The sequence below is a fragment of the Agrobacterium bohemicum genome (assembly GCF_001562555.1).
Taxonomy (GTDB): Bacteria; Pseudomonadota; Alphaproteobacteria; order Rhizobiales; family Rhizobiaceae; genus Agrobacterium; species Agrobacterium bohemicum.
In genome coordinates this window covers 232,152-256,726 of sequence record NZ_KQ961029.1, presented here as the reverse complement: position 1 = coordinate 256,726, position 24,575 = coordinate 232,152, and the positions used below count along the sequence as shown (strand labels likewise).

At 57.0% G+C, this 24,575-nt stretch carries 21 protein-coding genes; 3 read left to right on the top strand and 18 right to left on the bottom strand.

Going from position 1 to position 24,575, the window contains the following annotated elements; all coding sequences use genetic code 11:
• Nucleotides 1–36: 36 nt before the first annotated feature.
• The 8 genes from pnp to rimP form a co-directional block, all read right to left on the bottom strand.
• Nucleotides 37–2,178 carry a polyribonucleotide nucleotidyltransferase gene (pnp, locus tag ATO67_RS13405; RefSeq protein WP_067649744.1) on the bottom strand — a complete coding sequence of 714 codons (2,142 nt, stop codon included), beginning with the start codon at nt 2,176–2,178 and terminating at the stop codon, nt 37–39.
• A gap of 286 nt (nt 2,179–2,464) precedes the next feature.
• Nucleotides 2,465–2,734, bottom strand: a complete 270-nt coding sequence (gene rpsO / locus ATO67_RS13400; RefSeq protein WP_067649741.1) for a 30S ribosomal protein S15 — start codon at nt 2,732–2,734, stop codon at nt 2,465–2,467.
• A 176-nt stretch (nt 2,735–2,910) separates the two neighbouring features.
• The gene (gene truB / locus ATO67_RS13395) at nt 2,911–3,858 is read right to left on the bottom strand and encodes a tRNA pseudouridine(55) synthase TruB (protein WP_067649739.1); all 948 of its coding nucleotides are present in this window, start codon (nt 3,856–3,858) and stop codon (nt 2,911–2,913) included.
• Nucleotides 3,859–3,861: 3 nt separating this feature from the next.
• Complete coding sequence (gene rbfA, locus ATO67_RS13390) at nt 3,862–4,278, bottom strand: 30S ribosome-binding factor RbfA (protein WP_067649736.1); 417 nt, start codon at nt 4,276–4,278, stop codon at nt 3,862–3,864.
• 75 nt (nt 4,279–4,353) lie between these two features.
• A complete protein-coding gene (gene infB / locus ATO67_RS13385) occupies nt 4,354–7,098 on the bottom strand; it encodes a translation initiation factor IF-2 (RefSeq protein WP_067649733.1) in 2,745 nt (914 codons plus the stop codon).
• Nucleotides 7,099–7,200: 102 nt separating this feature from the next.
• Nucleotides 7,201–7,893, bottom strand: coding sequence for an RNA-binding protein (locus ATO67_RS13380; RefSeq protein WP_067649730.1), 693 nt, complete (start codon nt 7,891–7,893; stop codon nt 7,201–7,203).
• Entirely contained in the window at nt 7,890–9,503 is a 1,614-nt protein-coding gene (gene nusA / locus ATO67_RS13375) for a transcription termination factor NusA (RefSeq protein WP_067649727.1), read from the bottom strand. Before nusA ends, ATO67_RS13380 begins: the two co-directional genes overlap by 4 nt.
• 67 nt (nt 9,504–9,570) lie before the next feature.
• The gene (gene rimP, locus ATO67_RS13370) at nt 9,571–10,158 is read right to left on the bottom strand and encodes a ribosome maturation factor RimP (RefSeq protein ID WP_067649724.1); all 588 of its coding nucleotides are present in this window, start codon (nt 10,156–10,158) and stop codon (nt 9,571–9,573) included.
• Between the two features lie 284 nt (nt 10,159–10,442).
• Between rimP and ATO67_RS13365 the strand changes: the two genes are divergently transcribed.
• Nucleotides 10,443–12,071, top strand: coding sequence for an MFS transporter (locus tag ATO67_RS13365; RefSeq protein ID WP_067649721.1), 1,629 nt, complete (start codon nt 10,443–10,445; stop codon nt 12,069–12,071).
• A gap of 10 nt (nt 12,072–12,081) precedes the next feature.
• Here the strand turns inward: ATO67_RS13365 and ATO67_RS13360 are convergent, their stop codons facing one another.
• From ATO67_RS13360 to ATO67_RS13345, 4 genes are all read right to left on the bottom strand, one after another.
• Entirely contained in the window at nt 12,082–13,329 is a 1,248-nt protein-coding gene (locus ATO67_RS13360) for an FtsX-like permease family protein (RefSeq protein WP_067649717.1), read from the bottom strand.
• Between the two features lies 1 nt (nt 13,330).
• The gene (locus ATO67_RS13355) at nt 13,331–14,011 is read right to left on the bottom strand and encodes an ABC transporter ATP-binding protein (protein ID WP_067649714.1); all 681 of its coding nucleotides are present in this window, start codon (nt 14,009–14,011) and stop codon (nt 13,331–13,333) included.
• A 2-nt stretch (nt 14,012–14,013) separates the two neighbouring features.
• The gene (locus tag ATO67_RS13350) at nt 14,014–14,460 is read right to left on the bottom strand and encodes a hypothetical protein (RefSeq protein WP_067649890.1); all 447 of its coding nucleotides are present in this window, start codon (nt 14,458–14,460) and stop codon (nt 14,014–14,016) included.
• A 110-nt stretch (nt 14,461–14,570) separates the two neighbouring features.
• Entirely contained in the window at nt 14,571–16,328 is a 1,758-nt protein-coding gene (locus tag ATO67_RS13345; RefSeq protein WP_067649711.1) for an alkaline phosphatase, read from the bottom strand.
• A 354-nt stretch (nt 16,329–16,682) separates the two neighbouring features.
• Here ATO67_RS13345 and dnaK point away from each other — a divergent pair, with 354 nt between their 5' ends.
• Both dnaK and dnaJ read left to right on the top strand, forming a co-directional pair.
• Nucleotides 16,683–18,587 (top strand): molecular chaperone DnaK, encoded by a 1,905-nt coding sequence (gene dnaK, locus ATO67_RS13340; protein ID WP_067649708.1) that lies wholly within the window; start codon nt 16,683–16,685, stop codon nt 18,585–18,587.
• An 85-nt stretch (nt 18,588–18,672) separates the two neighbouring features.
• Nucleotides 18,673–19,806: a molecular chaperone DnaJ gene (gene dnaJ, locus ATO67_RS13335; protein ID WP_067649705.1), complete on the top strand. Its 1,134-nt coding sequence runs from the start codon at nt 18,673–18,675 to the stop codon at nt 19,804–19,806.
• A gap of 77 nt (nt 19,807–19,883) precedes the next feature.
• On the opposite strand, the gene ATO67_RS13330 is transcribed toward dnaJ, so the two are convergent.
• The 6 genes from ATO67_RS13330 to ATO67_RS13305 all read right to left on the bottom strand — a co-directional run bounded on the left by ATO67_RS13330 (nt 19,884) and on the right by ATO67_RS13305 (nt 24,472).
• A complete protein-coding gene (locus ATO67_RS13330; protein ID WP_067649700.1) occupies nt 19,884–20,438 on the bottom strand; it encodes a DUF924 family protein in 555 nt (184 codons plus the stop codon).
• A gap of 10 nt (nt 20,439–20,448) precedes the next feature.
• Entirely contained in the window at nt 20,449–20,661 is a 213-nt protein-coding gene (locus ATO67_RS13325; RefSeq protein WP_067649694.1) for a SlyX family protein, read from the bottom strand.
• Nucleotides 20,662–20,768: 107 nt separating this feature from the next.
• On the bottom strand, nt 20,769–22,274 hold the full coding sequence (locus ATO67_RS13320) for a tripartite tricarboxylate transporter permease (protein WP_067649691.1): 1,506 nt from the start codon (nt 22,272–22,274) through the stop codon (nt 20,769–20,771).
• Nucleotides 22,275–22,282: 8 nt separating this feature from the next.
• Entirely contained in the window at nt 22,283–22,744 is a 462-nt protein-coding gene (locus ATO67_RS13315; RefSeq protein ID WP_067649688.1) for a tripartite tricarboxylate transporter TctB family protein, read from the bottom strand.
• 72 nt (nt 22,745–22,816) lie between these two features.
• Nucleotides 22,817–23,800: a tripartite tricarboxylate transporter substrate-binding protein gene (locus ATO67_RS13310; protein WP_067649686.1), complete on the bottom strand. Its 984-nt coding sequence runs from the start codon at nt 23,798–23,800 to the stop codon at nt 22,817–22,819.
• Nucleotides 23,801–24,091: 291 nt separating this feature from the next.
• Nucleotides 24,092–24,472: a tudor domain-containing protein gene (locus ATO67_RS13305; RefSeq protein WP_067649684.1), complete on the bottom strand. Its 381-nt coding sequence runs from the start codon at nt 24,470–24,472 to the stop codon at nt 24,092–24,094.
• Nucleotides 24,473–24,575 lie beyond the last annotated feature (103 nt).

Genomic DNA, 24,575 nt, shown 5'->3' with positions numbered 1-24,575 from the left:
AATCCCGCGCCTCGATATCGGATAGCGCTAGCCGCCTTATTCGGCAGCTTCGCCTTCGCTCTTTTTCTCAGCCGAAACTTCCTTGCCGGTTGTCTGGTCGACAACCTTCATGGACAGGCGAACCTTGCCGCGCTCATCGAAGCCCATCAGCTTGACCCAAACCTTGTCGCCTTCCTTGACGACGTCTGAGGTCTTGGCAACGCGATCGGATGCCAGCTGCGAGATGTGAACGAGGCCGTCGCGTGCGCCGAAGAAGTTGACGAAAGCGCCGAAGTCAGCGGTCTTAACGACCGTACCTTCGTAGATCAGACCAACTTCAGGCTCTGCAACGATGGAGTGGATCCACTTGCGAGCTGCTTCGATTTCCTTGCCGGAAGAAGAAGCGATCTTGACGGTGCCGTCATCTTCGATGTTGATCTTCGCGCCGGTCTTTTCGACGATTTCGCGAATGACTTTGCCACCAGAACCAATGACTTCACGGATCTTGTCGACCGGAATGTTCATCACTTCGATGCGTGGAGCGAATTCACCGAGCTGCGAACGACCTTCGGTAATGGCGTTGGCCATTTCGCCCAGGATGTGCGTACGACCACCCTTTGCCTGCTCCAGAGCGACCTTCATGATCTCTTCGGTAATACCGGCGATCTTGATGTCCATCTGCAACGAGGTGATGCCGTCAGCAGTACCTGCAACCTTGAAGTCCATATCGCCGAGGTGATCTTCGTCACCCAGGATGTCGGACAGAACGGCAAAGCGTTCGCCTTCAAGAATGAGGCCCATGGCAATACCGGCAACTGGCTTGGCAAGCGGAACGCCTGCGTCCATCAGAGCAAGCGATGTGCCGCAAACGGTTGCCATTGAGGACGAGCCGTTGGACTCGGTGATCTCGGAGACGACGCGCAGCGTGTAAGGGAACTGTTCGACCGATGGCAGCATCGGGCGGATTGCGCGCCATGCTAGCTTGCCGTGACCGATTTCGCGGCGGCCCGGGGAGCCCATGCGGCCTGTTTCACCAACCGAGTAGGGAGGGAAGTTGTAATGCAGAAGGAAGCGTTCCTTGTACATGCCCGTCAGGCTGTCAACGTACTGCTCGTCTTCGCCGGTGCCGAGTGTGGCAACAACGATGGCCTGGGTTTCGCCACGTGTAAACAGCGCCGAACCGTGGGTGCGTGGCAGCATGCCGACTTCAGAAACGATCGGGCGAACGGTAGACAGGTCGCGACCGTCGATGCGGCTCTTGGTGTCGAGAATGTTCCAACGAACGATCTTCGCCTGCAGGTGCTTGAACACCGCGCCGATGACTTCGTTGGTGTACTTTGCCTCTGCGCCTTCAGGGAAGAAGTGAGCCTTGACCTTTGCCTTTGCCACGTCAACGGCTGCGTAACGGGCAGCCTTTTCAGTGATCTTGTAGGCGTCGCGCAGTTCAGCTTCGGCAACGCCGAGCATTTCTGTTTCGAGAGCGGAAAAATCTTCCGGTTCGAATTCGCGTGGTTCCTTGGCAGCAACTTCAGCCAGCTTGATGATGGCGTCGATGACCGGCTGGAAACCGCGATGACCGAACATCACAGCGCCGAGCATGATTTCTTCGTTGAGTTCCTTGGCTTCGGACTCGACCATCAGGACGGCGTCCTGCGTACCGGCAACGACCAGATCCAGAACTGATTCGTCCATCTCGTCGAGATGTGGGTTCAGGACGTATTCGCCGTTGATGTAGCCGACGCGTGCGCCGCCGACTGGGCCCATGAAAGGAACGCCAGACAGTGTCAGGGCAGCAGAGGCCGCAACCATCGACAGAACGTCCGGGTCATTTTCAAGGTCGTGCTGAATGACGGTAACGACAACCTGTGTGTCGTTCTTGTAGCCTTCAGGAAACAGCGGGCGGATGGGGCGGTCGATCAGACGGGAAACCAGAGTTTCCTTCTCGGAAGGACGGCCTTCGCGCTTGAAATAACCACCTGGAATCTTGCCAGCGGCGTATGTCTTTTCCTGGTAGTTGACGGTCAGCGGAAAGAAATCCTGACCAGCCTTTGGAGACTTTGCGGAAACAACGGTCGCAAGAACCATTGTCTCGCCGTAGGTTGCGATAACCGCACCATCGGCCTGACGGGCAACTTTGCCTGTCTCAAGTCTCAGAGGGCGGCCTGCCCATTCGATTTCGACGGAATGTTGATTGAACATATCTTGTCCTTAAATGAAGCCTCGGTTCTCACATTGAAGGAAAACCCGGGGCTTTAACACGTCACGGGCAAGACAGCTGGAGGCTTTGGAGCGTCATATCCATCGATATGTGGTGACGTTGCACTTCGTCACAAAAGCATCCGGCAATCCTGCCCCATGACAGGTCATCGGTTTGGTTTAGATGGCACCGGCCCATCCGGCCCATCTTCGTTTTCGGCGTCCAGTTAAGAACTGCCATAAGAAAAACCGGCGGAAATTTCTTATCGAAACCCGCCGGTGTCAGTTTTTAGCGGCGAATGCCGAGGGCACCGATCAGCTTGGTGTAACGGCTCTCGTCCTTCTTCTTGACGTAGTCGAGAAGCGAACGGCGGCTGGAAACCATGGTCAGAAGGCCACGACGCGAGTGGTTGTCCTTCTTGTGATCCTTGAAGTGGCCTGTCAGGTTGTTGATCCGTTCGGTCAAAATTGCGACCTGAACTTCCGGCGAACCGGTATCACCTTCCTTAATGGCATATTCCTTGATAAGGGCGGCTTTGCGCTCTGCAGTAATCGACATCGGACGATCCTTTCTATTTAAGGAAAAACAGGACGCCAAGCACCGGGATGTCGTCCAGCACTGGCCATTCATTAGCGCGGGCGCTGCCCAAGCTGCCGCTGCCTATAAACCAATTGGTCTATAAAGGAAAGAGGCGATTACCACCGCCCCTTTCAGCCTATCGAGCATTCGGCACACTAGCCGAAAACGCGTTTGGGACGGAATTCGCCTTCTGCGATGTCACCGATGGCAACCAGCTTACCGCGCGCCGTGGCATAGGCATCCGTCTCCTGTGTCGGTGCATCGCGGCCACGCAACAGGATCGGATTGCCCATTTTCAGGCGATGTGCCTGATCATCGTTGATGATGAGGTGGGGCAGGGAAGACAATGCTTCCGACGTATCGATCAGATAGGCATCAAGCGCCGCCAGTCTCTCGTCGCGGTCTTCGATGGCTTCGAACTCGACGAGCTTTTCGAGTGGCACCATCGCGTCCTCTGCGAAGGGCGCAACCATCGAACGGCGAAGCTGTGAAATGAAGCCGTAGCAGTCCAGGTCACGCCCAAGATCGCGTGCCAATGCACGGACATATGTGCCTTTGCCGCATTCTACTTCGAAATGCGCAGTGTCTGCATCTGGGCAGGCGAGGAGAGTAATCCGGTGAATTTCAACTTCGCGGGCTGGGATTTCGACCGCTTCACCACTGCGAGCAAGATCGTAAGCGCGTTCACCAGCTATCTTGATGGCTGAAAACTGTGGTGGTGTCTGAAAGATGGTGCCGGTGTAGTTGGGCAGCAAATCTCGGATAGCCTGTTCATCGGGACGGTTGGTTGACGAGTTCAGAACATCGCCTTCCATATCGTCGGTGGTGCGTTCTTCGCCCCAGGTCACGGTGAACTCATAGATTTTACGGCCGTCCATGACATAAGGAACGGTCTTGGTGGCATCACCCAGCGCAATCGGCAGCATGCCGGAGGCCAAGGGATCAAGCGTACCAGCGTGACCGGCCTTCTGGGCGTTGAACAGCCATTTTATCTTGGAGACGGCTTCGGTCGAGCCGAAATCAAAAGGCTTATCGAGAATGATCCAGCCAGAAATCGGCCGTCCCTTGGGTTTGCGGTTCTGCTGTTTACGTGGTTTGGACATGCTTCAATTCTGTTCGTCGTCTTTATCGTTTGAAGGTCCCAGATCGCGCTGTACCTCCGGCGAGCGCAGAAGCGCGTCTATCTTCTTGTAGTTGTCGAAGCTGGTATCGTCGCGGAAACGCAGTTCCGGCACATATTTCAGCTGCCGCAAATTCGGGCCGAGCCGACCGCGAAGAAACTTGGCGTGGCGGTTCAATGCCGTGATCGTATCGGTGTGGTCGTCAACGCCAATCGGCGTCACATAGGCGGTTGCGATCTTGAGGTCGGTAGACATGCGCACTTCCGAAACGGAAATCACCGTCTTTTCGATCAGATCGTCGTTCACTTCTCCGCGCTGCAGAATCTGTGTGATCGCAGCGCGCACCTGTTCGCCAACACGCAGCATGCGTTGCGAAGGCGCGGATGATGTTACTTTTGCCATTTTTATCAAGCCTCAAACAGAGCGAGCGCCGGTTAAGCCGGCGCCCGACAGTTTTCTTGTGTTGCGGCGAAACGCTTAGAGCGTTCTGGTGATGTGCTCTACGCGGAAGCACTCGATGGTATCGCCCGCACGGATGTCTTCGTAGTTCTCGAACGCCATACCGCACTCCTGACCAACCGGCACTTCGCCGACTTCGTCCTTGAAGCGCTTGAGCGTCTTGAGCTTGCCTTCGTGGATGACGACGTTGTCGCGCACCAGACGAACGCCAGCACCACGTTCCACCTTGCCTTCGACCACACGGCAACCGGCAACCTTGCCGACCTTGGTAATGTTGAAGACTTCTAGGATTTCGGCGTTGCCGAGGAAGGTCTCGCGACGTTCCGGAGACAGAAGGCCCGACATTGCCGACTTCACGTCATCCACCAGATCGTAGATGATGTTGTAGTAGCGAATTTCGATCCCAGCCCGTTCAGCCGCCTGACGTGCCTGCACGTTGGCACGAACGTTAAAGCCAATGATGGCCGCGTTCGATGCTTCGGCGAGCGAAATATCCGACTCGGTGATGCCACCGGCACCCGAGTGAATGATGCGAGCGCGAACTTCGTCTGTGCCGAGCTTGTCCAGCGAACCGATAATGGCTTCGATGGAGCCCTGCACGTCGCCCTTGATGAGCAGAGGGAAGTCCTTGCGGCCTGTCGACTGCAACTGCGTCATCATCTGTTCGAGCGAGCCGCGCTGACCGGTCTGACGGGCAACAGCCTTATCGCGGGTCAAACGCTGACGGTACTCTGCGATTTCGCGGGCACGGCTTTCGTTTTCAACAACCGCGAAGCGATCACCGGCAGACGGTGTACCCGAGAGACCAAGAACCTCGACCGGCATGGCCGGACCAGCTTCCTTGACGTGTTCACCCTTATCATTGACGAGGGCACGAACACGGCCCCACTGGTCGCCGGCAACGATGATCTGACCCGGACGCAAGACGCCCTTCTGAACCAGAATGGTAGCAACGGAACCACGGCCACGATCAAGCTGAGCTTCGATGACCGTACCTTCAGCCGTGCGGCTCAAGTTAGCCTTGAGGTCGAGAATTTCGGCCTGGAGAAGAACGGCTTCGAGAAGCTTGTCGAGGTTGAGCTTGTTCTTGGCGGAGACTTCCACGTCAAGAACTTCACCACCCATGGATTCCACGAAAACTTCGTGCTGCAACAGCTGCTGGCGAACCTTTTCAGGGTTTGCTTCGTGCTTGTCGATCTTGTTGATCGCAACGATGATCGGCACACCAGCGGCTTTCGCGTGGTTGATCGATTCAATCGTCTGCGGCATCACGCTGTCATCGGCTGCAACCACCAGAATGGCGATGTCGGTTGCCTGTGCACCACGCGCACGCATGGCCGTAAAGGCAGCGTGGCCGGGAGTGTCGATGAAAGTGATCTTGTGACCATTCTTTTCGACCTGATAGGCACCGATATGCTGGGTAATGCCACCGGCTTCACCTGAAACAACGCTGGTCTGACGGATAGCGTCGAGCAGCGATGTCTTGCCGTGGTCGACGTGACCCATGATGGTCACGACAGGAGGACGCGAAACCAGTTCGCCGCCGCCATCTTCGTCGGAGACGTTGAAGATGCCTTCTTCGATGTCGGATTCAGACACACGCTTGACGGTATGGCCGAATTCGCCAGCGATGATTTCAGCCAGATCGGCGTCGATGACGTCGCCCGGCTTCATCATCTGACCTTCCTTCATCAGATACTTGATCACATCGACTGCCCGTTCAGACATGCGCTGCGACAGTTCCTGAATGGTAATGGTCTCAGGCAGAATAACTTCGCGCATGACCTTTTCGCGCGTTTCCTGCATCTGGCCGCGACGGAATTTCTCCTGGCGACGGCGCATCGCAGACAGCGAGCGGCCACGGGCCTGACCATCTTCTTCCAAGTTGGACGTAACGGTCAGCTTGCCACGGCGGCGTTCTTCTTCCGTCTTGAGGCGAGCGGCAGGCTTGGCTGGAACCGGCGCGGTTATCTTGCCGCGAACCGGTACACCAGTGCGACGAGCGCCACGATCATCTTCTTCTTCGCCAGCGCGGCGACCACGTGGGCCTGCACTGTCGATTGGTGCAGGGGCAGCAGGTGCCGTGCGTGTCGTCTGAGGACGTGCATCGGGACGACCCGTGCTCGTAGGTGTTCTGGCGGCAGCAGGAGCCGGTACGATTTCGGCGGGGGCTGGAGCAGGAGCAGGTGCCGTCTTTGCTGCGAGGGCTTCCTCAGCGGCGCGACGTACAGCCTCTTCCTTTTCGGCCGCTGCACGGGCTTCGTCTTCTACCTTGCGGCGGGCTTCGTCTTCGGCACGCTGCTTGGCTTCAACGATGTCGCGCGCCTGAGCGTCTGCCAGAGCCTTACGGCGCGCATCCATTTCGCCAGCCGAAAGGTCATGCAGGACGGCGCCACGCGGGCGGTCCGGCTGACGCTGTGGCTGCGAAGATGGCGCAGATCGGTTCTGGTTGTTATTGTTGTTCTGATTGCCGGACTGGTAAGGTCGCTGCTGCTGAGGCTGCTGCGGACGCTGTGCTGCTGCAGGCGTTGCAGCAGGTGCTGCTGGCCGGGCAGGATGCGGCGCTGCGGACACTGTCGGCGTGATGGGCTTTTCGTCTTCAGGACGCAATGGGCGGCGTTTGCGTGTCTCCACGACAACCGCGTTGGTGCGACCACGACCCATATCCTGACGCACAGTTCCCGTCGACGCTCCGCTCGGCTTGAGAGTGAGAGTCTTCTTGGGCTGTGCGTTGAGTGTCTTGTCGTCGTTGTTCTCGGTCATTCCGTTCCCGTTCCTTCGGACGAGAGCCGGATGACATTCATCAGGCCCTGTCTTTAACTAGCTGCATCCGAACGCGGTGGCGGATATCGTCCGATGACCGCGTCATTGTTCTGTCCGGGCAGCGTCTAAATCCGCTTGAGGTTGATCGCCATTGCGATACCGCTCGAGCATCTTTGCGCGCTTCACTACACCTTCACCCGCCTGTCCTGCAAGCGCGCAGGCATGGATAAAAGCATTCTGGCCCATCAGTCCGTCCATTTCCTGCTCACTGAAGAGCAGAAAGGACGGTATTTCACTCTCGGCTCCTGAGCCAAGGGTCCAGGCCTTGCGGGCCTGGTTTATCTTTCTCACACCATCCGGTGCTGCATCCGTGGCGTGAAACACCGCAATGGCCTTTCCCGATCGCACGGAAGCATCGACTTTCGTAGCGCCGGAGATGAACTGACTGGCTTTGCGTGCCATGCTGATCATCCCGGTCAGTTGTTGTGCCATCAACCGGTCCATCATATCCAGAAGGTCCGGCCCGGCTTTCACATCCGTCTTCAAGGCGCGTGCGAAGAGTTTTTTCGCAATGGCCTTTTCGATCAGGGCGCGCTCGGGTTTGACCCAGCAACCGCGCCCCGGCAATTGGCGTTTCAGATCCGGAACCACTGTCTGGTCCGGGCCTGCGACAAAACGGATCAGCTCATCAGGCGATCCGATCTGCCGCGTCACAATGCACATCCGCTCGCTTGCGGTGCCTTCGAACTGCTCGTCATCGATCAGCTCGTCCGGCTCATGCGTTTGCGACATCATTCCTGATCGGCGGCATCCGCCTCCTGCGTCGCTGCTGCTGCTTCCTGCTCGGCAGCAAGGTCTTCAGCGGTGATCCAGCCGGCCAGAAGGCGAGCCTGAACGATCATGTTTTCAGCTTCTACGCGGGAAACGTCGAGCTTGGAGAACGTGCCTTCAAACTTCTTGGTCTCGCCGTCCTTGCGTTCGCTCCAGCCGACAAGATCGTCGGCGGCGCAGCCTGCAAAGTCTTCGATGTTCTTGACGCCTTCTTCACCCAGTGCGACCAGCATCGGTGATGTGAGGCCATTGATCTGGAGAAGCTCGTCGGAAACACCGAGTTCCTTGCGCTTTGCGTCCATCTCGGTTTCGATACGCTCAAGATATTCCTTGGCGCGCGTCTGGATTTCGACAGCTGTGTCTTCATCGAAGCCGTCGATGGACGAAATTTCGCTCAGATCCACATAGGCCAGTTCCTCGACCTGCGCGAAGCCTTCGGACGCGAGAACCTGGCCAACCATTTCGTCCACATCCAGCGCTTCCATGAAGATGCCGGTGCGTTCGTTGAATTCCTTCTGACGACGCTCGGACTCTTCGGCTTCCGTCATGATGTCGATGTCCCAGCCGGTCAGCTGCGAAGCAAGACGCACGTTCTGGCCGCGACGACCGATGGCCAGCGAAAGCTGTTCATCCGGCACGACGACTTCGATACGCTCGGCTTCTTCATCGAGAACGACTTTGGAAACTTCAGCAGGCTGAAGGGCGTTGACGATAAACGATGCCGGATCCTGTGACCAAGGAATGATGTCGATCTTTTCGCCCTGAAGCTCACCGACCACAGCCTGAACGCGCGAACCACGCATACCGACGCAAGCGCCGACCGGATCGATCGAGCTGTCGTTGGAGATAACGGCGATCTTGGCGCGCGAACCGGGGTCGCGGGCAACCGACTTGATCTGGATGATGCCGTCGTAGATTTCCGGCACTTCCATGGTGAAAAGCTTGACCATGAACTGCGGATGCGTACGCGACAAGAAAATCTGCGGGCCACGCTGCTCGCGGCGCACGTCGTAAACGAAGGCACGAACGCGGTCGCCGTAACGCAGGTTTTCGCGAGGAATCATCTCGTCACGACGGATGATGCCTTCACCGCGACCCAGATCGACGATGACGTTGCCATATTCGACACGCTTGACGGTGCCGTTGATGATTTCGCCGATGCGGTCCTTGAACTCGTCATACTGGCGATCACGCTCGGCTTCACGAACCTTCTGGACGATGACCTGCTTCGCAGACTGTGCAGCGATACGACCAAAATCCATCGGCGGCAGTGGATCGGCAATGTAGTCACCGATCTTGGCATCGACGTTGCGGTCGCGTGCCAGTTCCAGTGGAATCTGCGTGCCGTAGTCTTCGGCCTTTTCCACCACTTCGAGAAGACGCTGCAAGCGGATTTCGCCGGTCTTGGAGTTGATGTCGGCACGAATATTGGTTTCGGAACCGTAACGCGAGCGGGCAGCTTTCTGGATGGCATCAGCCATCGCGGCCAGAACGATTTCGCGGTCGATGACCTTTTCACGCGCGACGGCGTCGGCGATCTGCAGAAGCTCAAGCCGGTTAGCACTTACTGCCATTTTTCTGTCTCCGTAAATCGCAAGTTGCGTTCTAACCCTCATCTCAGGGCTTACGTGGTAATTAGAATCAATCTTCGTCTGCTTCTTCGTTCTGGTTGGCGGCAGCTGCGGCCTTGGCCTGCTTATCCGCCTTCAACGCGTCACGAATGAGGTCATCCGTCAAAACCAGTTTTGCGTCCGAAAGCGTGTTGAACGGGATCAGAACCACAGGCTCCTCACCATAGGCTATCTGGTCACGTTCGAGCTTGAAGCCGTCGGCTTCGATCTCAGCAATCTTGCCACGGAAACGCTTGCGGTTATCCACCAGGATCGATGTCTCGATCTTGACGATATGGCCCTGCCAGCGAGCAAAATCTGTTTTACGGACCATCGGCCGATCAATGCCGGGCGACGATACTTCCAGATGATACGCCTTCTCGACGGGATCTTCCACATCAAGAACAGGTGAAATGGCCAGAGAGACCGCTTCGCAGTCCTGAACGGTCATGGTGCCGTCTTCGCGCTCCGCCATGACCTGCAACGTCGAACCGTTCTGGTTGGAAAGGCGCACCCTGACCAGCAAAAAGCCCATGCCAGCCAATACCGGCTCGATGATTTCGGCGATGCGCTGGTCTACGCCCGTTTCGGTTATCAGTCTTGGTTCGGCTTCAGCCATTCTGGTCTTCCGGTCTTATTGTCTAACCGGAAACGTTTCGCACCGGTTTTTAGGGCGCCTAACGAAAAAGAGCGGAGCCTTTCGGCCCCACTCTTCATCAGACGATCAAGAATTTGATTGCTCGTATAACTGCTTATGCCCGACATTGCAAGGAAAAGCCGGAATGCGATGAAATTGGCTTTCGTCACAATTTCAGCACAGGGCAGTCGGAAACAGTAGCGTCCTCGTGATCGGCGTCTATACTGCCGCTCTGGACAAACAACAATTGCATCATTGGACTGCTCGTGCCCGATAGAAAATCTCCGCTCGCGCCATTGCGGCACCCCACTTACAGAACAATCTGGTTTGCGAGCATAGCATCGAATTTCGGCGGGCTCATTCAGGCGGTGGGTGCGGCATGGATGATGACGGCGCTGTCGTCATCGGAAAACATGATTGCGCTGGTGCAGGCGTCGACGTCATTGCCGATCATGCTGTTTTCGTTGGTTTCAGGTGCTCTCGCCGATAGTCTTGACCGCCGCCGCATCATGATTTCGGCGCAGTTTCTGATGCTGGCCGCATCGATCTTACTGACAGTATTTGCATGGGCCGAATGGCTGACGCCCTGGCTGCTGCTGTTTTTCACCTTCATGATCGGCTGCGGCACGGCGCTCAACAACCCCTCATGGCAGGCATCCGTTGGGGAATTGGTGCCGCGTGAAGACTTGCCCGCGGCGGTGACGTTGAACAGTGTGGGTTTCAACATAACCAGAAGCGTCGGCCCTGCTATCGGCGGTGTCATCGTCGCGATCTCGGGCGCTGCTGCCGCTTTTCTCGTCAACACATTCAGCTATTTTGCGCTTCTTTACGCGCTGTTCAAATGGCAGCCGCCGAAAAACACGTCCAGTTTGCCCCGCGAACATCTGTTTGCCGCCATTTCGGCCGGCATGCGCTATGTGGCGATGTCGCCGAATATCGGTAAGGTTCTCGTGCGCGGTTTCCTGTTCGGCCTGTCTGCCAGCGCCATTCTGGCACTGATGCCGCTTGTGGCACGAGATTTGGTGCAGGGTGGTCCGCTGACATACGGCATTATGCTGGGTGCTTTTGGTGTCGGTGCCATTGGCGGCGCTTTGATCAGTGCGCGTCTTCGCGAAACATTGAGCAGCGAATGGATCGTACGCGTTGCATTTTTAGGCTTTGCCTTCAGCGCGGCCGTTACGGCTGTCAGCACAAGTGCGATCCTGACCGCGCTCGTGCTGACCATTTCCGGCGCAAGCTGGGTTTTGGCGCTTTCGCTTTTCAACACGATTGTTCAACTCTCCACCCCCCGCTGGGTGGTGGGACGGGCGTTGTCTCTTTACCAGACCTTGACCTTCGGCGGCATTGCCGTAGGCAGCTGGCTCTGGGGCTCGCTTGCCGAAAATTACGGTCTGTCCTACTCGCTGCTCTGTTCGTGCCTGCTGATGCTGCTAGGTGTTCTCGTCGGCCTTAAGCTAACCATGCCAGCCTTCGCGTCACTCAATCTCGATCCGCTCAATCGGTTTGTGGAGCCGAACCTGCGGCTTGACGTCAAACCCCGAAGCGGCCCGATTGCCATTCTGGTTGATTACGAGATCGATGATAGCGATCTGCCGGAGTTCATGACGATCATGGCTGAGCGGCGGCGGATTCGGCTGCGAGATGGTGCGCAGAACTGGACATTGATGCGAGATCTGGAAAACCCGGATATCTGGACAGAAATCTACCACGTGCCGACATGGGTGGAATATGTTCGGCATAACCATCGCCGAACGCAAGCGGACGCCAAAAGCTGGGACAGTATTCTGGCCTTACATAGAGGTGCAACGCGCCCGCGCGTCCACCGCATGATAGAGCGTCAGGCCATCCCGCCGCAGGACGACATCTTTCACAAAGCGCATATCGATCCGCATTGAGGAAGGGTGCTTACCCGCGGAGCGCCTCTGCGGGGGATTGACGATAAGCTAGCCACGCTGGAAGAATTGCGAGACCGGCGGCCACCGCAAGCAGCAACGCCGCCTGTGTCAGGTCGGCCTTGGCAAACTCCACAGGCATAAGGACGCCGCTTTTCGCAACAAGCATGCCCGTGATGATTTTTGCAGCTGCAAAACCAATAGCAAAACCCAACGCGATGCCTGTGGCAAAGAGCGCGAAGAGTTCTATCCAAACGATCAGCGATATGGATGATCTGGGAGCACCGAATGCGCGCAAGGCTCCGATCTGTTTTCGCCGCTGAACGATGTGGGTTAGCGTCACGAGAATAAGGGATGCGCCCACCAGCCCCTGAGCACCGATGGCGACAACGGACAGAACCTGACGCGCGTCGCCCAAGGTGGCGTAGAGTTTCGTCAGTACCTCGCCCGGAAATACTGCAAGCGTGTTGCCCTTCCGGTATTGCTGGCGAAGCTTGTAGGCGTCGGCAATGGTTTTCGGTTTTACCAGAATGGCTGGCACGCCGGGTGTTTCTGCTGTGAAAGTCTCGTTCAGTCCGGCTTCCTCGCCTTCTTTATGGGAATGCGCGTGTCCCTCACCCTCTGCTTCATGGGCGTGGTCGTGACCATCCTCATGCGCTTCCATGCCGTGAATGTGCCAGACAGAGCTGATCGGCACCAGAATGGCGCGGTCCCATGGCGTGCCTGTGGGCTTCAGGCGACCCTGAACGTGATAGACGATCTCGGTATGGGTATGACCACCTTCTTCCGCCGTTCCATGCATCGGCTTGATTTCCGCGCCGATGGGCAGATCGACCGCAGAACCGATAACGGCGTCTTCCCCGTCGGCAAAGCCTTGCCCCTCCAAGAAGCCACCTGAGGTGTTGTCGATTAGCGACGTCGTCGTTCCGACAATTGGATAGCCGGCAAAGGAATCTCCGAAACCCACTGGCCCTGCCCATGCAACGCGCGGGTCTTTGGCCAAGGACGCCAGCGTTTCGCCACTGACCAGCGGCAGAGGTGCGGCTTGAAGGAAGACCGAGGACAAGACTAGCTGCGTTTCGCTGCCCGCCGCGCCGATGACGAGGTCGAATTTATCTGCCGCGCGCGCCGTCCCCAGGCGCAATGCACGTTCCTGCAAGGTGACAGTGACGCCGAGGGCCGTTGCCAGGGAAACCAGCAAGACGACGACCAGAGAACCGGCCCAGAGGCGCTTCAGATCGGACAGGATAAAACGGATCATATCAAAGGTTCCCGGCAATGTCGGTCATGATACGGCCATTGCCAAGTTCCAGACGGCGGTCGAGGCGCTGCGCCAACAGCCTGTCATGGGTGATGACGATGAGCGTCGTGCCTTCGGCCCGCGCCAGATCGACCAGCATGCGACCGATGGCCTCGCCATTGTCGGGGTCCAAACTTGCGGTGGGCTCATCGGCGACAATGACACCGGGCTTTCGCAGAAGCGCGCGCGCAATTGCCACGCGCTGCATCTCGCCCCGCGACATGGTGTTTATATTCTGATCGGGCCTACCTAGACCGGTTTTTTCAAGCAATTCGGCTGCACGTTTGCCATAGCCACCAGACATGGCGCGACTGAGATGAACTGGCAACAGGACGTTTTCAATCGCGGACAGGCCGGGCAGAAGATGAAACTCCTGCATGACAAGCCCGACATTTTCGCCCCGCCAGCGGTCGCGTCTGGTCTCGCTTAATCCGGCAATGTCCTGATCACCCCAGACCACCTTTCCCTCACGCACCCGTTCCAGACCGGTGATGATATTGACGAAGGTGCTTTTGCCGGAACCGGATGGGCCCGTTATCGCGACCATCTCTCCGGCTGCGACAGTCAAAGCATCGATATGCAACACGGGCGCAGCGAGCCCGGCGTAGGAGACGGTGAGACCGGAGATGGTTAGAGACAGCATGTTCAAGACACCGAATATTGAGCATCTCTGATGCGCACGAGGCTAACGAAACCCGTCTCCGGGTCGGTCCATGAACCGTGCTCCAAAGTTCCGGTCACTTCGATCGTCGTGCTGGGCTGCACGAAGGTCTGTTTTTCCGAGAGGTAGACGACGACGATATTATCCGGCCAGTCGGAATCCGACGAACAGAACGGACAAAGCGCCATCGGGATTTCTGTCAGCACAAAGAATGCAGCTTCGGCTTTCAGGGGCGGAGCCATGAAGCCCTTCATGCGGATTTCCCTGCCGCTCAATTGCTTCAGTTTATCGGAATACTCCAGACCCAACACGCCGATCTTGCCATACATCTCATCGAAGGTCAGCGGCGACGGCGCTGCAAATGACTGCCGTGCGCTGAGTGAAAACACAGCTAGGCTGGCGAGTTGAAGCGACTGTCTGCGTGTGAGCATGCGGGAACGGTGCGCCATGACGATCTCCGATTCGACCTGTCCGGGTTCTTCTAAACGATGCAATCCGGCCCGCTGTTTGCGAGCCGGATCACGATCAGTCAGTGCAGTGTTTACTGCGTCTGCTTTGTGCCGAGGGCGAAGGTATCGGCCAGCACGCGGTACACGTCGCTCTGTTCCATGTAGCCCTTGAACTCTTCTGAGCCTGGGCCTGTGGACTGAAGAACGATATCATCAACGGCGTGAACGCCGCTATCACCGTCCTTTGGAATGTTACCCTGCACGAAAACGGCGCCGGGTACGTTCTTGTAGGCTTCGTTGGCGATGTATTCCTTCTTCTCGTTCTGGATGGCCGGAACGAAAGGACCGTCCATCTTGGGACGGAATGTTTCGTAATGGTCAGGACCATTATTGGCGTTCAGGAACAGGCGGCGGGTAACATCGACACGGTCAGGATAACCGTCGCCATCCTTGTCTTCGTAGTTCGGAAAGCCGGCTTCGGCGTAGGTACCGACCTTGGCGCGCATTTCATCGCCCGGCTTTTCGTCATCGACGGTGCCGATGATGGAGACGCCATGGGTGTGGTCGCCGGTGACGACGATCAGCGTATCCGGGTTCTTCGCCGCGAATTCGCGGGCAACGCCGACGGCCTTGTCGAACTCGATGGTTTCGATGACGGCGCGATCCCAGTCCAGCGGATGGGACATTTTATCGATGTTGGCAGCTTCGACCATCAGGAAAAAGCCGTCCTGATTTTTCGACAGTTCACCGAGGGCCGCCTTGGTCATATCGACCAGACCGGGCTGATTTGGAAACTTGTCGACCGTGCCCTTCTTAAGGAAGTTGCGGTCGAGCAGCGTATCCATGTTGCTGGTGTGAAACAGGCCAAGGAGCTTTCCGGTGTTTGAACCTTCAGCTTTTTCAAGCTCGCTCTTGTCGGTGGCCAGCGTGTAACCGGCCTCCTTGAAAAGCTTGATATAGTCCTTGTCATCCTTGCGCTTGGAACCGGGAGTGTCCTTACCCAGGAAGTACGCCGAACCACCGCCCAGAACTACGTCTGGCTTGACGTCGAACATCATGCCTGTGATCTCGGCCTTGTCGGCGCGCTTGCGGGTATGGGAAACGACAGCGGCTGGCGTCGCATCCTGCAATTCGGACGTCGTGACGATGCCGATCGACTTTTTCGTCTGGCGGCGAAGGGCTTCAGCCAGCGTTTCGACCTTCGGGTCGTCAAGGCTAGAAGGTGTGCGGTCACCATAGACGCCAAGCGCGTTCACGGCGGTCTTGTGACCCGTCATGTAAGCCGACATGGTGTTGGCACTGTCGGTAGCGACAGCTTCTGTCGACGATGTGCCGATGAACGCCATATGGTCCATCTCGTCCATGTTGAGGCGGCCGTTCGCCTTACCTTCGGTCATGCCCTTGGACACGATGCGGGCAGCCGTACGGTGCGCAACGGAAAGGCCGTCACCCAACAGGAAGATAACGTTCTTAGCTTTTGGTGCTTCACCGGTGCCGTAAACAGTCCATGTGACGTTTTTCGTCTCGGCGCCAGCAGAAACCTCAACTTTGTAATCGCCAGCCTGTGAAATCTTCAGCCCGCGCAATGTGACGGCAGAACCGAGGACCTTGTCTTCTTTGCCCTTTTCTTCCGCTGTGAATATGACGTCGGAACCGAAGACCGTCTTGTAATCCTGGCCATTGACGGTGATCTTGACGTCCTCAGGCTTTACGACGCTCTTGAACTCTACCTTGAAATCAAAAGGGGAGCCGGTGAGAATCGTCGCACGATCAAGGGGATAAACGGTCGCAGCGTGTGCTGTACCGGCAAGAATGGTGGTGGCAACGAATGCAGCATAAAGTTTGCGCATGATAACCTCTATGGCGTTATGTTTTATGGAAATGCTTCCCGCCTATAGGCATCACGCATGACAGAGACATGACGATTAACGCGAATCTGTTGGACTCATGCAACCTGGTTGTCTGGCGATCTTGGGGCATACGGAGTGGCTGTGACGCCCCGTATGTTTTTTCTGAAGCTGCATTTCTTGATTTTTGCAGCGATGGACACATCTATCTGCCTTGCAGCGGGAAAAATCGCTCCTTATATACCCCCCAGAACAGCATTGAAGAATGCTGCACAAACACGAAGACCATCCAAGTCAAGGAGTTGTCAGTGGAATGCCTCACGGGGTTCCGACAGCTCGCTTCAAGGAGAGAAGAAAATGGCAAAAGTAATCGGTATCGACCTTGGCACGACCAACTCCTGCGTCGCAGTGATGGACGGCAAGGATATTAAAGTTATTGAAAACGCCGAAGGCGCGCGCACGACCCCGTCCATGGTTGCGTTCAGCGATGATGGCGAGCGTCTGGTCGGTCAGCCTGCGAAGCGTCAGGCTGTTACCAACCCTACCAACACATTGTTTGCCGTAAAGCGCCTTATCGGTCGCCGTTACGAAGACCCGACTGTCGGCAAGGACAAGGCTCTTGTTCCGTTCGAGATCGTCAAGGGTGACAATGGCGATGCCTGGGTTCAGGCGCAGGGCAAGGGTTATTCCCCTTCGCAGATTTCCGCCATGATCCTTCAGAAGATGAAGGAAACGGCTGAATCCTACCTCGGCGAAAAGGTCGAGAAGGCCGTTATCACGGTTCCCGCCTACTTCAACGACGCACAGCGCCAAGCCACCAAGGATGCTGGCCGCATTGCTGGTCTTGAGGTTCTGCGCATCATCAACGAGCCGACGGCTGCTGCTTTGGCATATGGCCTCGACAAGAAGGAAGGCAAGACGATTGCCGTGTACGACTTGGGCGGCGGCACCTTTGATATTTCCGTTCTGGAAATCGGCGATGGCGTTTTTGAAGTGAAGTCCACCAATGGCGATACGTTCCTTGGCGGTGAAGACTTCGACATGCGTCTGGTCGAGTATCTGGCTGGTGAATTCAAGAAGGACCAGGGCATTGACCTCAAGGGCGACAAGCTTGCGCTTCAGCGTCTGAAGGAAGCCGCTGAAAAGGCGAAGATCGAACTGTCGTCGTCGCAGCAGACCGAAATCAATCTCCCGTTCATCACCGCAGATGCAACCGGTCCAAAGCACCTGACACTGAAGCTGACTCGAGCCAAGTTCGAAAGCCTTGTGGACGATCTGGTTCAGCGTACGGTTGCACCGTGCAAGGCTGCGCTCAAGGATGCTGGCCTCACCGCAGCCGAGATCGAAGAAGTCGTTCTCGTCGGTGGTATGAGCCGCATGCCGAAGGTCCAGGAAATCGTCAAGCAGCTGTTCGGCAAGGAGCCACATAAGGGTGTGAACCCGGATGAAGTTGTTGCCATGGGTGCCGCCATTCAGGCTGGCGTTCTGCAGGGTGACGTAAAGGACGTTCTGCTTCTCGACGTAACGCCTCTGTCGCTCGGCATCGAAACACTGGGTGGCGTGTTCACACGTCTGATCGACCGTAACACGACGATCCCGACGAAAAAGAGCCAGACCTTCTCTACCGCCGAAGACAGCCAGTCTGCCGTGACCATTCGCGTCAGCCAGGGTGAGCGCGAAATGGCTGCCGACAACAAGTCGCTCGGCCAGTTCGACCTCGTTGGCCTGCCGCCGGCACCCCGCGGCGTTCCGCAAATCGAAGTTACTTTCGATATCGACGCCAACGGCATCGTGCAGGTTTCCGCTAAGGACAAGGGCACTGGCAAGGAGCAGCAGATCCGCATCCAGGCATCTGGTGGTCTGTCTGACGCCGACATCGAAAAGATGGTGAAGGATGCCGAGGCCAACGCCGAAACCGACAAGAAGCGTCGCGCCGGTGTAGAGGCCAAGAACCAGGCCGAAAGCCTTATCCACTCCACCGAGAAGTCGGTGAAGGAATATGGCGACAAGGTTTCTGAGACGGACCGCAAGGCTATCGAGGATGCCATTGCCGCACTGAAGACCTCGGTTGAAGCGGCTGAGCCGGATGCTGACGATATTCAGGCGAAGACGCAGACCCTCATGGAAGTGTCCATGAAACTGGGTCAGGCCATCTACGAAGCCCAGCAGGCTGAGAGTGGCGAAGGCGCCGCTCAGGGCGGCAAGGACGATATCGTCGATGCCGACTATGAAGAAATCAAGGACGACAAGAAGTCCGCATAAGCGTGGCTTTTGAACTCCAATTGATGCTTGACTGAAATCCGGCTGCCTTGTGCAGCCGGAAATCCATTTCCGGGGCTTGTAGTTAATGGCGAAAGCAGACTTTTACGAAACACTTGGCGTTGGCAGAACAGCTGACGAAAAAGAGCTGAAAAGCGCCTTCCGCAAACTTGCGATGAAGTATCATCCAGACAAGAATCCTGGTGACGCCGAGTCTGAAAAGAAATTCAAAGAACTCAACGAAGCCTATGAGACACTGAAAGACCCGCAGAAGCGGGCCGCCTATGATCGTTTCGGTCACGCAGCCTTCGAGCAGGGCGGCATGGGCAATGCAGGCGGCGGTTTTGGCGGTGGTGCCGGCGGTGGTTTCTCCGACATTTTCGAAGACATCTTTGGTGAGATGATGGGTGGCGGACGTGCACGTCGCTCCACCGGCGGACGCGAACGCGGTGCCGACCTTCGCTACAACATGGAAATATCGCTGGAAGAAGCCTTCGCGGGCAAGACAGCGCAAATTCGTGTGCCGACGTCCATAACCTGTGATGTTTGCACTGGTTCCGGCGCCAAGCCCGGCACGCAGCCCAAAACCTGCGGCACTTGCCAGGGCTCAGGCCGCGTACGCGCTGCGCAAGGGTTTTTCTCCGTGGAGCGCACCTGCCCCACCTGTCACGGTCGTGGCCAGACGATTACCGACCCATGCACGAAGTGCAACGGTCAGGGCCGTATTACGGAAGAGCGCTCGCTGTCGGTCAATATTCCCTCGGGTATCGAAGACGGCACACGCATTCGCCTTCAGGGCGAAGGCGAGGCGGGTATGCGTGGTGGTCCCTCGGGCGACCTCTACATTTTCCTGTCTGTGCGACCGCATGAGTTCTTCCAACGCGATGGTGCCGATCTTTATTGCGCGGTGCCGATCTCCATGACGACGGCGGCGCTCGGTGGTACGTTCGATGTCACGACGCTGGACGGAACTAAATCCCGTGTGACGGTGCCGGAAGGCACACAGGCGGGTAAGCAATTCCGTTTGAAGGCTAAGGGCATGCCCGTGTTGCGTTCCGCGCAGCAGGGTGATCTCTATATTCAGATCCAGATCGAAACGCCGCAGAAACTGACGAAGCGTCAGCGAGAATTGTTGCAGGAATTCGAGGAACTGTCGTCCAAGGAAAACAACCCTGAATCCACCGGCTTCTTCGCCCGGATGAAGGAATTCTTCGACGGCTGATCCATCTCCTTGACGCTTAAGACAAAGCCGCGCTTCGGCAGAATGCGCGGCTTTTCTATGCCGAAGCCCCAACCGGATCAGCCGGCAAACCCACCCTTTTCCAAAAAGAGTTTTTCTTCATCTGTGCTGTCGCGCAACAGGATTTCGTTGCGATGTGGGAAACGTCCGAAGCGTTCGATGATGTCGCGATGTTCAATCGCGAAAGGCAGGTAGCGCTCGCCCAGTGGTTCGCAGAGTTTGCAGCATAGGTGCTGATCCCCCAGGTCTTCCGAATGCATCAGAGGCAGATAGAAGAAAATGCGAAGCTCTGGATCGATCGTACGGTCATGGCCGCGCCGCAGGGCCTCCTGGGTATATTGGCGGGCAAGCGGGTCGGTCGCATACATGTGCGCCGTGCCCCTGAAGCAATTGCGTGGAAACTGGTCCAGCAGCAACAGCAACGCCAGACTGCTTTCCGCGCCGTCGAACCACGTTTTCAGTTCGCATCTTGCGGCTGCGAAATGCAAATCCCTGAAACGATCATGGAACGTCGCGTCGAAATGCGCGTCTTTGTCGAACCACTTTTCGGGTCCGGCATCTTTCCAGAAGCTCAAGACATCTGAAGCCGATGGAGCGGGGTGGACAACACTCATAGCGCGCTCCTCAATAATGCGGCGGCTTGGTTATGGCAGGTGCTTCGAGCGATTGCTCCTCGAGGTTCAGGAACCGGTCGGTCAATCGATCCAGCTTGGCGCGGGTCTGCTCAACGACTTTCCATTGTTCCGTCAGCTGATCGGACAGCTCTTCGATGGTTTTTGCCTGATGCGCCACGGTTTCTTCGAGCGCAATGATACGGTTTTCGCTGTTGTCGGCCATAGGCATCTCCTGTCAATGCCCTGCTTTGCCAGCTTTGCATCTCACAGACAAGACAAAGGCCGGACATGATGCCCGGCCTTTGAAGCTTTCCCTATCGTCGCGGCGGATCAATCTTCTTCCTGGAAGACTTCTTCGCGCTTCTTCTTGACGCTTGGCAGGAAGACGACGACGAGAACGGCGATGGCGATCAGCAACAGGGTTGCGCTTATGGGGCGGGTGACGAAGGTCGTCGCATCGCCACGCGAGAGGATCATCGCACGCCGAAGGTTTTCTTCCAGCAACGGCCCCAGCACGAAGCCCAGCAGAAGCGGTGCCGGTTCGCACCGCATTTTAACGAGCGCATAGCCGATGAGCCCGAAGAAGGCGACGGCATAGAGATCGTAGACGTTGGAATTGACGCTGTAGACCCCGATGGCGCAGAACGCCATGATGATGGGGAACAGCACGTAGTAAGGAATGGTCAGCAGCTTCACCCACAACCCGATCAGCGGCAGGTTGAGGATGACAAGCATCAGGTTGCCGATCCACATGGACGCGATGATGCCCCAGAACAGCGCAGGCTGCTCGGTGGCGACATTGGGTCCGGGAACGATGCCCTGAATGATCATGGCGCCAATCATAAGTGCCATGACGGGGTTGGCGGGAATGCCGAGCGTGAGCAGCGGAATGAACGAGGTCTGCGCACCGGCATTGTTCGCTGACTCAGGGCCGGCCACACCGGCAATAGCGCCGTGGCCGAACTCTTCCGGGTGTTTGGACACACGCTTTTCGACTGTGTAGGAGGCAAAAGCCGCAAGAATGGCACCACCACCCGGCAGGATACCCAGTGCCGAGCCGATGGCCGTGCCGCGCAGAACCGGGCCCACCATCTGCTTGAACTCTTCCTTGCTTGGCAAGAGGCCACTGACCTTTGCCATCAAGACGGAGCGGGTCTTTTCGCTTTCGAGGTTGCGCAGAATTTCGGCAATACCGAAGACACCGACGGCAACCGCCACGAAGTTCAGGCCATCGGCATATTCGCGGATGCCGAGGGTAAAGCGCGGCGTGCCGCTATAGATATCCGTGCCGACAAGGCCGAGCAGCAGGCCGAGAACCACCATGGCCAGCGCCTTGATGATGGAGCCATGGGCAAGTGCAATGGAGGAGACAAGGCCAACGACCATCAGCGAAAAATATTCGGCGGCACCGAAATTCAGCGCGATGGCCGTGAGTGGTGGTGCGAAGATCGCGACCAGAAAGGTCGACACCGTACCCGCGAAGAATGAGCCAATGGCTGCGACCGAAAGCGCCACGCCCGCCTTGCCCTTGCGCGCCATCTGGTAGCCATCAATAGCGGTGACGGCAGACGAGGACTCGCCCGGCATGTTGATGAGGATCGCGGTGGTCGAGCCGCCATATTGCGCACCGTAATAGATACCGGCGAGCATGATGAGGGATGACACCGGCTCCAGCTGGAATGTGATGGGCAGCAGCATGGCAATGGTCGCCGTGGCACCGATGCCCGGCAACACGCCGATCAATGTTCCCAGAATGACGCCGATAAAGCAGAAGAACAGGTTGTCGAGAGAGGTTGCGGTGGAAAAACCAAGCGCGAGATTATTGAACAGTTCCATCATGCACCTCAGAAATTGAGCCAGGGGCCGAAGCGCTGGAAGGGCAGACCAAGACCGTAGTCGAAGACTGCGACGGAAAAGATGGTGATGCCAACCGACAGGATGAGCGCCATCAACGGTGTCATCTTCTGCGATGCAAAGGATGCGATCAGCGCGCTGATGAACAGGGCAGGCACGAAGCCGAGGCCGCGCACCGTCATGCCGAAGATGATCGGCGCTGGCAGAATGAGGAAGATGCCACGCCAGGCAATAGGCCCCAGCGGTTCGCCCTGAAACTTGCCCGCCCGTACGAGAATGAGTGTGCCAAGCCCCACGAGAATGAGCGCCAGCACCAGCGGGAAATATCCCGGACCCATGCGAAACGCCGTTCCCAGCTCAAGGCCGTAGGATTGCCAGGCAAAGAAAATGCCGAGCACCATGAAGAAGCCGCCGCAAGCCGCCTCCGTTGCGTCGAAAGATAATGATTTCATTTGTTTGTTACCCCGCTGACGAGTGAAAACCGGTGGCCCGTGAGGCCACCGGTTGATTGCTTGAGAGCAGGCCTAGTCGGCGTACTGGCCAGCGGCCTCGATGACCGTCTTCCAGCGTGTGATTTCGCTTTCAAGCTTTGCCTTCAGCGCCGCAGGCGTGCCTTCTTCCGCCGAAGACGGCGTGGTGCCGAGCTCGGCGAAGCGGGCTGCGACATTCGGGTCTTTCAGTGCGACCTGAAGTGACTTGGAAAGGCGCTCATTGACATCGGCAGGTGTGCCCTTTGGCGTGTAGACGCCATGCCAGACGCCCACTTCGAAGTTCGGCAGACCGGCTTCAGCTGAGGTCGGCACGTTTGGCAGCACGTCCAGACGCTTCGGCGTGGTAACGGCGTAGGCTTTGACCGTGCCGCCCTGGATCTGCTTGGTGGTGTTGGTCGTCTGGTCGCACATGATATCGACCTGACCGCCGAGAAGATCGGTCATGGCAGGGCCGGTGCCCTTGTAAGGCACTGTCACGAGCGGTGTCTGTATGGCGCTCATGAACAGCATGCCGCAGAGATGCGAGGCGGCGCCGATGCCGGCATTGGCAACAGTGACCTTGTCCTTGTTGGCCTTCGCATATTCGATGAGGCCCTTGAGGTCTGTGGTTTCAAGCGTCTTGCGCGACAAAATGGTCATCGGCACTTCGGTGACGAGGCCGACATAGTCGAAGGCTTCGAGCGTGTTATAGGCCAGCTTGCGGTAAAGCGTGGCGCTGGTGGCCATGCCGATATGGTGGAGTAGAACGGTGTAGCCATCCGGATCAGCGGCTGCGACACGGCCAGCACCGAGCGTGCCACCAGCACCGCCGACATTTTCCACGATAATCTGCTGCCCAAGATCCTTGGACATGGATTCGGCAACGAGGCGGGCAACGGTATCCGTCGGGCCGCCTGCGGCAAAGGGAACGACCATGGTGATGTTGCGCTGCGGATAGGTTTGCGCAGCAGCGGACAAAGCAAACAGCGATACGGCAGCGGCAGCCACGGCACCTGTGACGGTCTTGAGAATTTTCATCTTTTCCTCCCGATGAAATATAGCCTCATCGACCGGCGCACTCCTATTGCGGTCGGTCGGGGTGAGGCTATTTGCAATCGGTATCGGGCGCGAAGCAATGCTTTCAAGAGGAACCCAAGAACAAATTGGGGTTCTGCCACCCATAATGGGTGGATTTCGAAACACTTGCCACTGCCGATGGGTGAAAATCCACCCATCCAAATATCGGGTGCAGTTTTTTACGACTCCCAATCGAGACGCCCGCCGCGATGAGACGGCGGGCTTCAGGACAATTGCATGTAAATCGAGAGTTTACTTTGAGCGGCAACGACCGGTCTTGGTCGTTTCTTTATCGCCATCGTCATAGGCAATGCCGATCTTCTCACCCGCCAGCGACGCGATCTTGCCGGAATACCAGCTTCCCGCACCCTTGTAGTTGCATTCAACCTTGGTACCAATCATCCAGTCATAAGGACGGACCGCATTGATTGCGACAGTTTCCCGGTCACCGTCATCGTAGCGAATGGTGATCTTGTCGCCAGCAAGTTTCTCAACCACGCCAGGAAACCAGTAGCCTGCGCCCTTGTAGTTTCCAAGAACCCAATCACCCTTTGTTTGGGCGCTGGCAGAACCTGCACCCAATGCAATCAAAACTGCAGCAATTACAATAGAACCAAACTTAAGCAAATCCATATCCCCCAAATCAGACCGTAATTGGACTGAGTGGAGATAGGAATATACAATGCGAATGAATACTGAATGAACTGTTTTGTATTTTAGAAATTTTAATGTGTAG

What these genes read in the sequence shown, in the direction of transcription:
- truB (WP_067649739.1), bottom strand. Translation starts at nt 3,858, where the DNA reads ATGTCCAAACCACGTAAACAGCAGAACCGCAAACCCAAGGGACGGCCG.
- ATO67_RS13310 (WP_067649686.1), bottom strand. Translation starts at nt 23,800, where the DNA reads ATGAAAATTCTCAAGACCGTCACAGGTGCCGTGGCTGCCGCTGCCGTA.
- ATO67_RS13380 (WP_067649730.1), bottom strand. Translation starts at nt 7,893, where the DNA reads ATGATGTCGCAAACGCATGAGCCGGACGAGCTGATCGATGACGAGCAG.
- ATO67_RS13350 (WP_067649890.1), bottom strand. Translation starts at nt 14,460, where the DNA reads ATGCTCACACGCAGACAGTCGCTTCAACTCGCCAGCCTAGCTGTGTTT.
- ATO67_RS13345 (WP_067649711.1), bottom strand. Translation starts at nt 16,328, where the DNA reads ATGCGCAAACTTTATGCTGCATTCGTTGCCACCACCATTCTTGCCGGT.
- ATO67_RS13325 (WP_067649694.1), bottom strand. Translation starts at nt 20,661, where the DNA reads ATGGCCGACAACAGCGAAAACCGTATCATTGCGCTCGAAGAAACCGTG.
- ATO67_RS13360 (WP_067649717.1), bottom strand. Translation starts at nt 13,329, where the DNA reads ATGATCCGTTTTATCCTGTCCGATCTGAAGCGCCTCTGGGCCGGTTCT.
- rimP (WP_067649724.1), bottom strand. Translation starts at nt 10,158, where the DNA reads ATGGCTGAAGCCGAACCAAGACTGATAACCGAAACGGGCGTAGACCAG.
- rbfA (WP_067649736.1), bottom strand. Translation starts at nt 4,278, where the DNA reads ATGGCAAAAGTAACATCATCCGCGCCTTCGCAACGCATGCTGCGTGTT.
- dnaJ (WP_067649705.1), top strand. Translation starts at nt 18,673, where the DNA reads ATGGCGAAAGCAGACTTTTACGAAACACTTGGCGTTGGCAGAACAGCT.
- ATO67_RS13355 (WP_067649714.1), bottom strand. Translation starts at nt 14,011, where the DNA reads ATGCTGTCTCTAACCATCTCCGGTCTCACCGTCTCCTACGCCGGGCTC.
- ATO67_RS13330 (WP_067649700.1), bottom strand. Translation starts at nt 20,438, where the DNA reads ATGAGTGTTGTCCACCCCGCTCCATCGGCTTCAGATGTCTTGAGCTTC.
- pnp (WP_067649744.1), bottom strand. Translation starts at nt 2,178, where the DNA reads ATGTTCAATCAACATTCCGTCGAAATCGAATGGGCAGGCCGCCCTCTG.
- dnaK (WP_067649708.1), top strand. Translation starts at nt 16,683, where the DNA reads ATGGCAAAAGTAATCGGTATCGACCTTGGCACGACCAACTCCTGCGTC.
- nusA (WP_067649727.1), bottom strand. Translation starts at nt 9,503, where the DNA reads ATGGCAGTAAGTGCTAACCGGCTTGAGCTTCTGCAGATCGCCGACGCC.
- ATO67_RS13315 (WP_067649688.1), bottom strand. Translation starts at nt 22,744, where the DNA reads ATGAAATCATTATCTTTCGACGCAACGGAGGCGGCTTGCGGCGGCTTC.
- ATO67_RS13320 (WP_067649691.1), bottom strand. Translation starts at nt 22,274, where the DNA reads ATGGAACTGTTCAATAATCTCGCGCTTGGTTTTTCCACCGCAACCTCT.
- rpsO (WP_067649741.1), bottom strand. Translation starts at nt 2,734, where the DNA reads ATGTCGATTACTGCAGAGCGCAAAGCCGCCCTTATCAAGGAATATGCC.
- ATO67_RS13305 (WP_067649684.1), bottom strand. Translation starts at nt 24,472, where the DNA reads ATGGATTTGCTTAAGTTTGGTTCTATTGTAATTGCTGCAGTTTTGATT.
- infB (WP_067649733.1), bottom strand. Translation starts at nt 7,098, where the DNA reads ATGACCGAGAACAACGACGACAAGACACTCAACGCACAGCCCAAGAAG.